Genomic DNA, 13,705 nt, shown 5'->3' with positions numbered 1-13,705 from the left:
CTGCGCCGTGGTGGTTGAACGCGCTCGTCTTGTCGGCGGCTCTTGGACGGCCACGCGCGTGCTGTCGGGCCAACCGAGGAGGGTGCCGTGGCGGACATCGCCGAGGTGCTCATGCCGCGGCCTCGCGAAGCAAGCAGAAGCGGCTGCCGTCGAACGCTTGGCGGTGCTTGAGCATGGCATAGATGGCATGCAGCAATTTGCGCATGACCGCGCAGATGGCCTGAATCTTCTTCAGGCCGCGCGCTTCGATGAGATGCGTGTAGTAGCTGTTGACGTGCGGTTCATGGCGCGCGGCGCTCAGCGCGGGCATGAACAGCGCCTTGCGCAGGTGGGCGTTGCCGGCCTTACTCAGGCGCGGGGGTTTGTTCACGCTGGTGCCCGAGGTGCTCTGGCGCGGATCCAGTCCGGCCAGGGCGACCCATTGCTTGGCACGCATGTCCTCGGGCAGCACCAGCAGCTCACCCATGAGCTGGATGGCGCTGGCGGCGGCGATGCCGGGGATGCCGGTGAGCAGCCGGTAGACCTGCGCAAGCTCCTCGTCGGCGCTGATGCGCGCATCGGCCCAGTCACGCAGGGCATCAATCCGGGCGGTGTACTGGTGGATGCTCAGGCGCACGTCATCCAGCACCACGGCCGGCGTGGTCGTGCTTTGCAGCAGCGCGTGGAGTTGATTCTTCGCCCGCGTGCGATCGACCACCAACGCCTCCAGGCGCCGGGCGCAGGCGCGCAGCTCCAGTGCCTCGGTCGCCGGGCGCCGCCATGGCTCGAACGGCATGCGCCGGGCAAACTGCGCCAGCACCCCGGCATCGACCGCATCGCTCTTGTTGCGCGTCTGCAATGCCTCGGCAAAGCGCTTGGCGGCCTTGGGGTTGAGCACCATGAGCGCCAACCCGGCCGCATCGATGGCCAGCGCCAGGTCCAGGTGATAGCTGCCGGTCGCCTCCAGGCACACCCGCTCCACCCGCGCACCTTGCAAGGCCTTAATCAGCGCGGCATGACCGCTTGGTGTGTTGGCAAACTCGCGGACCTTGCCGAGCTTCTCCTCGGTGCTGACGGCCAGCGCCAGGGTCTTGTGGGCCACATCGATTCCGGCTGTATTCATCGTCTGTCTCTTCAGGATGCAACGCGATATTATGATTCCCGGTTCCCCGACCCTGTACCCTCGCCTACCGACCTTGTGTATGCAGGCTCCCGGACATGTCCACGGCCTCGGATACTCTTCGGTATGGGCGAAGAGGGCGGGGAGCCCATCTACATGCAAGCTCTGAACAGCGGAACACGACATCCAGGCTTCAGGGGCGAACGGCTTCCCGGGCACTCTTCATAAAGTCCGTTTATCGCTTTCCTTGTCAATCCCTTCAGAACAGAACATACAAGGGGCGACTTTAGTCGCCCGGTAACCATTGGAGGCATGCACGGCCGGGATGCTCATTCCCGGAAATCGCCTAAGTGATTAATTTTTTGGTTTTTAAATTTCTGAATCCCGTCGTCTACCGGGGTCTTTGATTGGTGCGGCGTCGATGGCGCGTCTCACTTGGCGGATCACTCTCGACGGGATTCAGTTGGATTCAGCTCGGGATCGGCGTCCATCACCGGCGCACGCCGCGGGTCGCCGTCCTCCTCATCCTCGTCCATGAGGATGCGCCGACCGTCGCCGTCCATATCGTCGTATTGACCGGTTCGGGTCGCCCAGAAGAGCACGGCGACCGCAGCGAGTCCGAGGACCAGCATGCCGGGAATCAGGCCGTAGATTACGTCCATCGTCGTTCGAACCTCCACGTCATGCCATTAAACCGCGTCCAGAGCGAGATGCTCACTTTCAAGTGAGTTCGGCGCTTGGTGCATCCACCGCCCTTAGCGGGGACGCGGTTTAAAATCATATATTTTTTAATCTCTTAAACCGCGCCGGCTCCAGCGGTCGTCTAATCTGCCGGGGCCGATCCCATCCAAAAAAATCGCATACCGCGTGGGGCGCGGTTTAAGCGCCCGCTCGGTCACGGCTCGCGCGGGGTGCCGCTCGCCCCCGGCTTGAAGACCGCCCGAATTCGTGCCGAGTTGCCGATGACCGCCAGCGAGCTGAGCGGCATCGAGATGGCGGCGATCAGGGGCGTGATGACCGCGGCCATCGCCAGCGGGACCATGATGAGATTGTAAACCACCGAAATGCCGATGTTCTGGCGGATGGTCCGAAGGGTGCGTCGCGACAATCGGGCGGCCTCCTCGACACGCCCGAGCTCGCTGGACATGAGCACGATGTCCGCGCTTGCGATCGAGACATCGGTCCCGCTCCCCATGGCGATACCGACATCCGCCCGCACCAAGGCAGGCGCGTCGTTCACACCGTCGCCGACCATAGCGACTCGACGGCCGCCACGCTGAAGCTCGGCGATCACGCGATCCTTGTCCTCGGGCATCACCTCGGCGATGACCTCGACCCCGCCTCCGAGCTGGACTGCGATCGCCTCGGCCGTCTCGCGGCGATCGCCCGTCAGAAGCGTCACCCGGATCCCGCGCTCGCGCATCCGCGCGATCACGCGCGCGGCGTAGGGTCGCAGCGGATCGGCGACGCCGAGCCGCAGCACCTCTTGGCCGGACCGCGCGCAATGGACGAGACCCGAGGTATGAGCGGACTGCTCGTCCCCGTCGGGCCAGGGCTGCACGCCGTTGCGGACCAGCCAGGCCCGCGAGCCCGCGAGGATCTCCACGCCGTCGACCTGCCCCTTGATCCCGAGACCCGGCGCGACCTCGACCGCATCCACCGGCGCGGCGATACGGTCGATCCCGGCACGCACACAGAGGTCCAGGATGGCTGCGGCGATCGGATGCTCGGAGAGCCGTTCGAGGGCTTGGAGCCCGGCAAGGACATCACGCTCCTCGGGCGTCAGATCCTGTGGTCCGTCGATTAGGCGCCAACGGCCGGGCGCACTCGCGAGCCCGGTCACGGTCGGCCGTCCGACAGTCAGCGTCCCGGTCTTGTCGAAGACGAAATGATCGATCGAGGAGAGCCGCTCGAGCACGGCGCCATTCTTGATCAGAATGCCGCGCGAGGCGGCAAGCCCGGTCGCCACTGCCACCGCCATGGGCGTGGCCATTCCGAAGGCACAGGGGCAGGTGATGATGAGCACCGCCGTCGCCGCCATGACCGCGACCTCGACATCCACCCGCATCCAGATCAGGAAGGTCAGGGTCGCCAGACCGAGCGTTGCCGCGACGAACCAGGGCACGATCCGATCGGCAAGTCGCTGAATCGGGGCCTTGCTGGCCTGCGCGTCCTCGACCAGCCGGATGATGCGACCCAGCGCGGTCTCGCGCAGCAGCGCACCGATACGCACGGTCAGGACACCGGCACCATTGATGGTGCCCGCAACGACCTGATCGCCGAGCGTCTTGGAGACCGATCGCGACTCGCCGGTCAGCATGGATTCGTCCACCCCGCTGCCGCCCGAGATCACCTCGCCGTCGACCGGGATCCGCTCGCCGGGACGCACCAGCACGCGCTCGCCGAGCTTGAGTGCGCGCACCGGGACGACCGACTCGGTCTGGCCGTCCTCCCCGTCCAGCCGGGTCGCGACCTTCGGCTGCAGATCGAGCAGCCGTTGTGTCGAGGCCACGGCCTTGCGGCGCGAGATCGCCTCGAGATATCGCCCGACCAAGATAACGAAGAGAAAATTGACGACGGTGTCCCAATAAACGTCGCCGATACTCGAGATGCCGAGCGTGACATAGAGCGAGTAGACGTACGTGGTCGTCACACCGATCGCGATCGGCAGATCCATGCTCAGATGGCCCGAGCGCAAACCGGACAAGGCACCGCGGAAAAAGGGCGCGCCCGAATACAGGAGCGTGGGGGTGGCGATCAAGAAGCCGAGCCACTGAAAGAGACCGCGGAATTCGCCTTGGTCGGCGCCGGCATAGAGAGCGATCGAGATCCACATGAGGTTCATCATCGCGAACCCGGCCCAGGCCATGCGATAGAGCATGGCGCGGTTCTCGCGTCCGATCGCACCCTCGGCGGATTCGGGATCGAAGGGGGCGGCGGCATAGCCGAGATCGGCGAGTCGGCGCAGGATCCTGGAGAGCTTCAGCCGGCCGTTGTCCCAGCGCACGCGCAGCCGCCGACCGGTCAGGTTGACGCGGGCCTCCTCGACCCCCGGCATGGCGCAAAGCCCCTTCTCGATCAGCCAGACACAGGCGGCGCAGTGGATGCCTTCGACCAGGAGATTGATCTCGCGCGACTCGCCGGCCGTGTCGGTAAACTCCTCCTGCACGGCATCCAGGTCGAAGACGGCCAGGTCTTTCGGCGGCTCGGGGGGCGGACCGAAGATCTCGCCCTCGGGGGTGCGCTTGTAGAAACCCTCGAGTCCCGCGGCAAAGATCGCCTCGCAGACCGACTTGCAGCCGGTGCAGCAGAAGGACCGCTCGCGCCCGGCAATGTGGGCCGTCTCGCGCGCGGATTCGGCGACCGGAAGACCGCAGTGAAAGCAGTGCATTCGGGTGGAGGACGCATCCGCGTGCACCTCCGACTCCGGGCTCGAGCCCGGTGTCGCCCGGACCTCAGGGGCGAGCGACGTTGACACGCTCGCCGACGCTGTATTCGTCCTCGCCGCTCTGCACGGCGATGAGGATGTCCCAAACGCCGATCAGAGGGAAGGATGTCTCGGCCAGATAGCGCCCCTTGGCCTCGCGAATCATGGGCAGGGCGAAATCGCGCGAGACGTCCGACGGTCGGTAGGCGTAGAAGGTCGCTTGGTCGACGTCGACGGGCTGACCCGCATGATCGACCAGGACAAGCCTCATCGACTCCTCCACACCCGCCGTCAGCGGTCGGGGGATATCCGCACGCATCAGCCAACCTGGATCGCGCGCTTGACGCGAGATCATGGTGCGCTCGTAGTCCTGTCCGCGCTCGTAGTAGTTTGCGTTGACCAACCCCGGGTTGGTCCGGATCGCGAGGATCACGAAGGTCAGATTCACGGCCAGCACCGTGATAATTAGCCCGATCGAGGCCAGAACCCAGGGGCTGCGGAGCGCCGGGGTCGGTTTGGGTGGGGTTTCCGTGGTGTGGGTCGTCGAGCTCATCGCTTTCTATTACCTCGATCTCTTTACCGCCATTCCCCGGATGTCCCGGGAACCGCTTTGAGAGAGCCGACGTCAGCGTCGGCTCCCGATCGCCCGGACCGGTTTAGGGACGCGGCGCGATGAAGACGCTTTCGCGGTCGGCCTCGACCAGGGCGCCGGACGGCCTCGCCGCTTCGACGTGAAACTGCACGGGCTGCTGCTCGCTCGCGAGCGAGCGCTTCGGCACCTTCACGAAGACGATGGCGGGGGTCACTCCACCCGGCGGTGCCACGATTGGATCGTCTGCACCCATGAGCACCAGACCGTCCGGGCCGGTCACGCTGATCCGCACGGCGAGCTCCTCGGGCATCTTGTTGAGGATCTTCAGCGTGTACTTGTTCTGTATGGATCCGTCGCTGAGCCGTACGTACAGCGGCGCGCGCTCGTGCAGGACCTTCAGGTCGATCGCCGCCAAGGTCGAGAACCCGTAGAGGATGCCGGCCAATGCGATACTCATGATCGCCGCGTAAACCCAGACACGCGGACGCAGCAAGAGTTTCTTGGTGGACAATCCTTCGAGCTCGTCGAGCGATGCATAGCGGATCAGGCCGCGCGGACGCCCGACCTTATCCATCACCTGATCGCAGGCATCGATGCAGAGCGCACAGGTGATGCAGCCTTCCTGCTGCCCGTTACGGATATCGACACCGGTCGGACAGACGGCGACACACTGGTTGCAGTCGACACAGTCGCCGCCCGAGCGCGTTTCGCCGGTTTCACCGCGCTTGACACGTCCGCGCGGCTCGCCGCGCAACAGATCGTAGGTCGGCACGATGGTCGTTTTGTCGAGCATGACGCCTTGGATGCGCGCGTACGGACAGAGCCAGAAGCAGGTCTGCTCGCGCATGAAACCGGCGAGGCCGTAGGTCCCGACCGTAAAGAGCGCCACGGTGATGTAGGCCACGGGACCCGACTCGCCGGCGAAGAAGCTCACCCACAGTGCGGGAGCCTCCGTAAACCAGGCCACGAAGCTGATTCCCGTGATGAAGCCGATCAGCAGCCAGAGCGCATGTTTCGTCGCCTTGATCCGAAGCTTGCTCGGAGACATGGGCGCCTTGTCGAGCTTCCTGCGTTGTGGCGGACTGCCTTCGAGCTTCTCCTCGATCCAAGTGTAGATGTCCGTCCATACTGTCTGGAAGCAAAAATAGCCGCACCAGACACGGCCGACCAAGGCTGTTGCAACGGCAAGCAGAATGGCGAAGAACAGCAACAACAGCGAGAGCATCCAGAAGTCCTGCGGAAGGACCGTCGCGCCGAAGATGTGATATTGCCGATTCGGGATATCGAAGAGGACCGCCTGTCTGCCGTCCCAACGCAGGTAAGGACCCAGGAAGTAGATCAACCAGACCGACGCGGCCGCCCACTTGATGGTGCGCCACCGCCCCGCAAGACGTTTGGCGTGAATCGTCTCCCCGCCGGTATTGACGTGCCAATGCTCGGCCTCGGCATAGAGGTCGTCGACGGCGGTTTGGGTTGCCACAGGATTCGTGCTCACTGACCATCTCCACGACGGGGTCAAGGTTACGACGGGCGCGCTTGGTCATTGCGATTCGGGCGCATCGTGATGGCGCGCAAGAGGGAAGCGACGCAGGCGTGGCGTAACCGATCACGCCCCGGGGATCGAACCCGGTCGGACTGATCTGCCCGAAAACGACTCCGGCCCGTCGAGATCATTCGGTCGAGGTCACCCGATCACCACGTCCGTCAATAAATCAGCTTACGCCTCCCGCGACCTTTTGGCCATGCGTTTTCGCAAGCACAAGCAGTTGATTCGGAAGCCATTTTCGGTACAAAAAAAGGGGGATCTCAGATCCCCCTCGATGACATGGCACGACGTCCGACGCCTTCAATGCTCGTTGTTCTTATGCGCCTCCGCATCCCGATTCATCAAGATGATGACCTTGTAGACCAGGAATACGATGATGAAGATCGCGACGGCAACCATCGCGAGCGACATCAAAGTCACGAAGTCCCACGTCAGTCCTCCGGTCATGTCGATTTCCTCCCATGCACCCATCGTTTCACGCGGACCGGTGAGACAGCCCGCACGTCATCCCAATCCCGCTCGGCTCATCCGCCCCCGCCGAGCTGGTGGACATAGATGGCAAGCTTCTTGATGTCCTGATCGTTGAGCTTGCGAACCTCGACATCGTCCACCTTTGCGACCGATCCAAAGGCCGGCATTACCGCGTCACGGGTTTCGGGAACACCCGGCTGGTTGACGCCGTACATGATGGTGTGACGCGCGCTCTCGAAGCCGCCGGGCTCGAAGCGCCAGAGGCTGTCGGTCAGATTCGAGGCACCGACGCTGACGATCTCTCCGCCGGGCAGCTCGGCCAGCACGCCGTTGGCTTTCTCGCCATGACAGGCGTTGCAGCCCTTTGCGCGATACAGATCCCAACCCTCCGCACTGCCTTCGACACCATCGCTCATCTCGACGACCCAGCGGGCAAGCGCATCGATCTCATCTTGGGAGAGGATGCGCGCGTGGGCGGTCATGGCCCCCTTACGCCCGTTCGTAATCGACTCTTTGATCTTTGCGATCGAGCCGCCGTAGAGCCAGTCGTCATCGGCCAAAACGGGATAGCCGGGATTGCCTTGACCGCCACTGCCGTGACAGGCCGAACAGTAATCCCCGAACACGACCTTGGCCGATGCCAGCGTATACTGCAGCAGCCCCGGATCGGCAATGACCTCCTCGGCGGTCATCTGGCTGATCTGCTCTTCGAAGGGACCGCGCTTCGCGTCCACCTGAGCGACACCCCGCTCGTACTCCTGAATCTGCGTCCACCCCAACAGTCCGGGTGTCGCCTGCTGACCGATGGGCCAGCTCGGGTAGAGGATCGTGTAGACGATGACGAAGAGGATGGACGCCCAGAATCCGAGCATCCACCACCGCGGTGGCGGGTTCGACAGTTCCCGCAGGTTGTCGTCCCAGACATGCCCGGTATTGTTCTCACCGGGGAAGGGGTTATTTTCGGCCATGTGAGTCTCCTGTGTTCTCGTTGTCCTCTTCGAACGGGATATGCTTCATGGCTTCGAGCTTTTCCCGGTTCTTGGGACGGAAGACGTAGAAGTAGGCGCCGACCATCAGCAGGAAGATGACGACGGTGAGGATCGTGCCGATCCAATCGTTCGTCGTCATCGCCTGCCAATCGGTCTTAAAATAGTCGCTGAGACTACTCACGGTAGGTCTTGGACTCGTCGAGGGCGACCATGGTGCCCAGGACCTGCATGTAGGCCACCAATGCATCCATCTCGGTCTTGCCTTCCACCAGAGCCGGAGCGGCCTCGATATCGACATCCGAATAGGGCACGCCGATGGTCCGCATGCCGCGCATATGACGCTGCATCCTCTTGCCGCTCAGATAGTTCTCGTCCAACCAGGGGTAACCCGGCATCACGGACTCGGGGACCAAGGAGCGCGGTGCACGCATGTGCTGGCGCTGCCATTCGTCCGAGTACTTACCGCCGACCCGTGCGAGATCCGGTCCGGTGCGCTTCGAGCCCCATTGGAAGGGGTGATCGAACATGGACTCGGAGGCCAGCGAGTAGTGCCCGTAACGCTCGCGCTCGTCGCGGAAGGGACGAATCATCTGCGAATGGCACAGATAACACCCCTCGCGCTGATAGATGTCACGCCCGGCCAGCTCGAGCGCCGTGTAGGGACGCATCCCCTCGCCCGGCTTCCAGTTCCATTGCTGCCGGCCGGCCTCGTCGACCGTCACGATCGGCTCCTTACCGGCCTTGTCCCACACGATCTCCGGATAGGTGTTGTGCTCCATGGTGTTCTTCATATAGAAGAGCGGGACGATCTCGACCAACCCGCCCACGGACAGCACCAGGGCCGTCACGATGAGCAGGCCCCAGATGTTGACCTCCATCCATTCCTGAAAGGACTTCGGCTTCGTCTTTTTATCGGCCATTAGATGCTACTCCGGGATCATGCCGCTGCCGGCAAGGCGCGCGCCTTGCTCAGGCTGCCTTCGGACAACGACTTACGCACGGTCATCAAGATGTTGAAGAGCATGACGACGGCGCCGAGCAGGAAGATCGCACCACCGACCGTGCGCATGGCGTAGTAGGGGTGCATCGCGTCGACGGATTCCACGAAGGTATAGGCCAAGGTGCCGTACTCGTCGTAGGCCCGCCACATCAGACCCTGCATGATCCCCGAGACCCACATGGCCACGATATAGATCACGGTCCCGATCGTCGCTGTCCAGAAGTGGAAGTTGATCAAGCGCACCGAGTACATCTCGGTGTGATAAAGCCGTGTCATGAGGTGGTAGATCGCACCGATCGAGATCCCCGCAACCCAGCCCAGCGCACCGGAATGCACATGACCGATGGTCCAGTCGGTGTAATGCGAGAGGGCGTTGACCGTCTTCAGCGACATGACCGGGCCTTCGAAGGTCGACATGGCGTAGAAGGCGAGTGCGATGATCAGGAAGCGCAGAACATAGTCGGTCCGCAACCGATCCCAGGCACCCGAGAGGGTCATCATGCCGTTCACGGCACCGCCCCAGGAGGGGATGATCATCGCGATGGAGACCGCGGCCCCGAGCGATCCGGTCCAATCGGGCAGCGCGGTGTATTGCAGATGATGCGCACCGAGCCAGACGTAACCGAACATCAAAGCCCAGAAATGGATAACGGAGAGACGGTAGGAGTAGATCGGGCGTCCCGCCTGCTTCGGCACGAAGTAATACATGATCCCGAGGAAGCCGGCCGTCAGGTAGAACCCGACCGCATTATGTCCCCACCACCACTGGATCATGGCGTCTTGGACGCCCGAGAAGATCGAATACGACTTGAAGAGTCCAACCGGGATGGCCAGGCTGTTCACCACGTGCAGATAGACGATCATGATCATCATGCCGAGGAAGAACCAGTTCGACACGTAAATGTGCGAGGACTTCCGGTTGGCGATGGTCATCACGAAATTGATGGTGAACGAGAGCCAAACTACGGCGATCAGGATGTCGATCGGCCATTCGAGCTCCGCGTATTCCTTCGCTTGAGTCAGACCCAGCGGAAGGGTGATGACGGCCAGAACGATGACCAGATTCCAACCCCAAAAGGTAAACCACGCCATCTTGTCGCTCCAGAGGCGTGCGCCGCAGGTGCGTTGGACGGTATAGAAGGCGGTGGCCATCAGGGTACAGCCGCCGAAGGCGAAGATGACGGCGTTGGTGTGAAGCGGGCGCAGACGCCCGAACGATAAATAGGGGCTATCGAGATTCAGTGCCGGCCAAGCCAGCTCTGCTGCGATATAGACCCCGACAGACGCGCCGACCACCAGGTAGACGACGGCCATGATCGTGAACCAGCGTACAACGTCGAAGTTGTACTTCCGTTCCAGACTGGCTTCCATTAGACCCTCCCAGAAAACGTCGGGAAAACAATAAAGATTAGCAGGCGATCCAGCCGTCTCGTGATGTCGCTCCATCGGGCGACGGTGCGCCGATCATATCACTGGATCAGAGTCGGAAAGTCAACATAGGAGCAGGGCATCCGACCTGATCCATATGGGATATACCACAACAAGCATTGATCTGGATCAGGTCCGGAACGGGGATTTCCACATCCGGACGAACGGTATTACTTGAAAAAAGCATCGATCGAAAACCCTTCTTTTTCCAGGATATCGCGCAGCCGCCGCAGCGCGTCCATTTGGATTTGACGCACGCGCTCTCGGGTAACGCCCAGCTCCTGTGCGACGTTCTCGAGGGTCGAGTTCTCGTAACCGTGCAGACCGAAGCGACGCTCCACCACCTCGCGCTGCTTGGCGTTGAGCTTTCCGAGCCAGTGCTCGAGATTGGCCTGAATATCCGTGTCCTGGATGCGGTCGGCCGGGTCATCGGCAGCCTCGTCCTGGAGCATGTCGACGAGCGGCTTGTCGGCATCCTTGCTGTAGGGCGTATCCACCGAGGCAATCCGCTCGTTCAACCCGAGCATCCGCTTGACCTCGCCGATCGGCTTGCCGAGTAGGACGGCGATGTCCTCGGTGGTCGGCTCGTGATCGAGACTCTGCGAGAGCTTACGCGCCGCCTTGAGATAGATGTTGATCTCCTTCACGACATGAATCGGCAGACGCACGGTCCGCGTCTGGTTCATGATCGCCCGCTCGATCGTCTGGCGGATCCACCAGGTGGCATAGGTGGAGAAACGAAATCCCCGCTCCGGGTCGAATTTCTCCACGGCGCGGATCAAACCGAGGTTGCCCTCTTCGATCAGATCCAACAGAGGGAGGCCGCGATTGAGATAGCGCCGGGCGATCTTCACCACCAATCGGAGGTTGCAGACAATCATGCGGTGGCGCGCGGCGTTGTCGCCACTCTGAGCGGCGCGCGAGAGCGCCACCTCTTCCTCCGCCGTGAGAAGCTTCGACTCGCCGATTTCGTTCAGGTAGAGACGGGTCGCATCGAAATCGCCTGCGCCCGAGCTGAAGCGCTCGGCCGCGGGCTCGACCGCCGCCGGCTCGATCGGCTCGGACTCGACCGGATCGGCCTCGTTGGAGTCGATATCCTCGTCGGTCGGCTCGGAGTCCTCGCCTTCGAGCAGGATCTCGCCGTCAAGGTCCGAAGCGAGATCGGAACCATCGACCTTGGGCTCACGAGCGTCGGCGCTTGACATCCACATCTTCCTCCGTCGGGTCGGACGCGGTTACGATCGCGGAGGCAGATAGAGTAGCGGGTCGACAGCCGTACCGTCTCGGCGAATCTCGAAGTGCAGAAGGTAACCGCCCCCATCGACCGCTTGACCTACCTCCGCGACCGCCTGTCCGCGCGTGACCCGATCCCCCTCGGCAACGAGCAGCCTGCGATTGAACCCGTAAGCGCTCAGATATTTGTCGTTATGTTTGATGATGATAAGGTTGCCGTACCCTTTGAGTCCACTGCCGCTGTAAACCACTTGGCCATCGGCTGCAGCCTTCACCTGCTCGCCTGCACGTGCGCGGATCCGGACGCCTTGGCGCGTGCGGTCGCCGGTGCTGAACCTCTGCGCGAGCGAGCCCTCGAGCGGCCAGGCCCAGGACACGCCCGAGGCTGCGGCGGAGCCGGCTTGCGCCGCCGTTCCGGCTGCCTTTGGCGTGCCGCTCCCTTGCGGAGCGCGCTCCGGGGTCGCGGGGGCTGCGACGACCGCAGGAGCACTCCGGGGCGCGGAGGGTTGCGGCGCAGGCGATCCGTCCGGAGGCGTCACCCGCAGCAGTCGACCGGCATAGATCGAGTAAGGTGATTCCAGGCCATTCCAACCCGCGAGCGTGCGAAGACCCACCCCGTGCCGAGTCGCGACCTCGCTGAGCGTATCTCCCCGGCGAATGAGGTAGTAGCCGTCCGGAACCGGACCGACCCAATCCCAGCCGCCGACCGGTGCCGGACCCTTGGAGGCACAGCCTCCGAGCAGTGCGATCACGCACAGGCCAAGCACGCAGAGGCCGATCGACAGCATTGCACGACGCCGCGCGGGGCGTGCCCGGGGGCCGTCGCGGCCATCCTCCGACGGGGGAGCGAGCAGGCCGCTGGAGATTTCGATTTTATCCATTCGATGCATACGGCAATCAGTCACGTGTCGGAAACAAGCGGAGTACCGAATTTAAACCGCGTCCAGAGCGAGATGCTCACTTTCGAGTGAGCTCGACGTTTGGTGAATCCACGACCCTTAGCGGGGGACGCGGTTTAAAATTTTATATTTTTTAATACTTTAAACCGCGCCGCCTCCAGCGGTTCTGAAATCCGCCGGGGCCGATCCCATCCAAAAACATCGCATACCGCACAGGGCGCGGTTTAAACCTTGTCGTTGTCGTTGTCGTTGTCGTTGTCGCAATCGTTATCGACAACGACAGCGGCGGAAAAGGTATTCTTTCGTCGAGTTGTGTTACGCATTTTTGAACCCTTCCCAAGCGGTCAACTGCCGGATCCAGGGTCAAGATACGCCCGCAACCAGGGGCACGAAACTGACCGGCTCGAGAACCTCCTGCTCGAAGCCTTGAGCCGTGCGCGTGACGCGCAGAAGCACCTGGGCCTCTCCTTCCCAAATCGGCAGGATCATGACGCCCCCGGGCGCCAACTGCTCGGCCAGGACGCGCGGAACACCGCGCGGCGCCGCCGTCACCAGGATACCGTCGAAGGGGGCATATTCGGGCCAGCCCAGCGCGCCGTCGTCATGGCGAAACCGGATGTTTCGATATTCGAGCAGCCGAAGTCGATCCCGGGCGCGCTCGAGCAAGGCACCGATCCGCTCCACGCTGTAGACCCGGCGCACCAGCGATGCGAGGACCGCCGTCTGAAACCCGGAGCCGGTGCCGATCTCGAGCACGGTATCGGGCTTGGATGGCTCCATCAACGCCTGGGTCATCCGCGCGACCGTGTAGGGCTGAGAAATGGTTTGGCCATGGCCGATCGGCAGCGCCGAGTCCTCGTAGGCCCGGCTCGCCAACGCCTCGTCGACGAACAGATGGCGCGGTAATCGGCGGATCACGTCGAGGAGCTCCGGCATTCGGATCCCCGCCTCTTCCAGACGCTGGATCAGGCGCGCGCGGGTGCGCTGCGAGGTCATCCCGATCCCTTGGTGGACAGACCCG

The 13,705-nt window shown here is 62.8% G+C and carries 13 protein-coding genes; all 13 read right to left on the bottom strand.

The annotated features are described in order from the left end of the window. Positions 1-109 precede the first annotated feature (109 nt). The gene (locus tag KFB96_RS23470) at positions 110-1,102 is read right to left on the bottom strand and encodes an IS110 family transposase (RefSeq protein ID WP_213456072.1); all 993 of its coding nucleotides are present in this window, start codon (positions 1,100-1,102) and stop codon (positions 110-112) included. Between the two features lie 440 nt (positions 1,103-1,542). Continuing rightward, positions 1,543-1,761: a cbb3-type cytochrome oxidase assembly protein CcoS gene (ccoS, locus tag KFB96_RS23465; RefSeq protein ID WP_213456305.1), complete on the bottom strand. Its 219-nt coding sequence runs from the start codon at positions 1,759-1,761 to the stop codon at positions 1,543-1,545. A 233-nt stretch (positions 1,762-1,994) separates the two neighbouring features. Further along, positions 1,995-4,490: a heavy metal translocating P-type ATPase gene (locus KFB96_RS23460; protein ID WP_213457019.1), complete on the bottom strand. Its 2,496-nt coding sequence runs from the start codon at positions 4,488-4,490 to the stop codon at positions 1,995-1,997. Between the two features lie 64 nt (positions 4,491-4,554). Next, positions 4,555-5,079, bottom strand: coding sequence for a FixH family protein (locus tag KFB96_RS23455; protein ID WP_213456307.1), 525 nt, complete (start codon positions 5,077-5,079; stop codon positions 4,555-4,557). 103 nt (positions 5,080-5,182) lie between these two features. After that, a complete protein-coding gene (gene ccoG / locus KFB96_RS23450; RefSeq protein ID WP_213456308.1) occupies positions 5,183-6,613 on the bottom strand; it encodes a cytochrome c oxidase accessory protein CcoG in 1,431 nt (476 codons plus the stop codon). Between the two features lie 351 nt (positions 6,614-6,964). Then, entirely contained in the window at positions 6,965-7,111 is a 147-nt protein-coding gene (locus KFB96_RS23445) for a hypothetical protein (protein ID WP_213456310.1), read from the bottom strand. A 77-nt stretch (positions 7,112-7,188) separates the two neighbouring features. Beyond that, positions 7,189-8,103, bottom strand: coding sequence for a cytochrome-c oxidase, cbb3-type subunit III (gene ccoP / locus KFB96_RS23440; RefSeq protein WP_213456312.1), 915 nt, complete (start codon positions 8,101-8,103; stop codon positions 7,189-7,191). Beyond that, on the bottom strand, positions 8,090-8,305 hold the full coding sequence (locus KFB96_RS23435; protein WP_213456314.1) for a cbb3-type cytochrome c oxidase subunit 3: 216 nt from the start codon (positions 8,303-8,305) through the stop codon (positions 8,090-8,092). Before KFB96_RS23435 ends, ccoP begins: the two co-directional genes overlap by 14 nt. Beyond that, positions 8,298-9,044 carry a cytochrome-c oxidase, cbb3-type subunit II gene (gene ccoO, locus KFB96_RS23430; protein ID WP_213456316.1) on the bottom strand — a complete coding sequence of 249 codons (747 nt, stop codon included), beginning with the start codon at positions 9,042-9,044 and terminating at the stop codon, positions 8,298-8,300. The genes KFB96_RS23435 and ccoO overlap by 8 nt, the downstream gene beginning before the upstream one ends. A gap of 17 nt (positions 9,045-9,061) precedes the next feature. Further along, entirely contained in the window at positions 9,062-10,495 is a 1,434-nt protein-coding gene (gene ccoN / locus KFB96_RS23425; RefSeq protein WP_213456318.1) for a cytochrome-c oxidase, cbb3-type subunit I, read from the bottom strand. A 227-nt stretch (positions 10,496-10,722) separates the two neighbouring features. Beyond that, positions 10,723-11,757, bottom strand: coding sequence for an RNA polymerase sigma factor RpoS (gene rpoS, locus KFB96_RS23420; RefSeq protein ID WP_213456320.1), 1,035 nt, complete (start codon positions 11,755-11,757; stop codon positions 10,723-10,725). A 30-nt stretch (positions 11,758-11,787) separates the two neighbouring features. Beyond that, a complete protein-coding gene (locus tag KFB96_RS23415) occupies positions 11,788-12,666 on the bottom strand; it encodes a peptidoglycan DD-metalloendopeptidase family protein (protein WP_300970866.1) in 879 nt (292 codons plus the stop codon). 381 nt (positions 12,667-13,047) lie between these two features. Further along, positions 13,048-13,680: a protein-L-isoaspartate(D-aspartate) O-methyltransferase gene (locus KFB96_RS23410; RefSeq protein ID WP_300971748.1), complete on the bottom strand. Its 633-nt coding sequence runs from the start codon at positions 13,678-13,680 to the stop codon at positions 13,048-13,050. Positions 13,681-13,705 lie beyond the last annotated feature (25 nt).

The organism is Thiocapsa sp. (assembly GCF_018399035.1).
Lineage (GTDB): Bacteria > Pseudomonadota > Gammaproteobacteria > Chromatiales > Chromatiaceae > Thiocapsa.
Note: the sequence above shows the minus strand (reverse complement) of the source record. Positions and strands in the feature narration are given on the sequence as shown.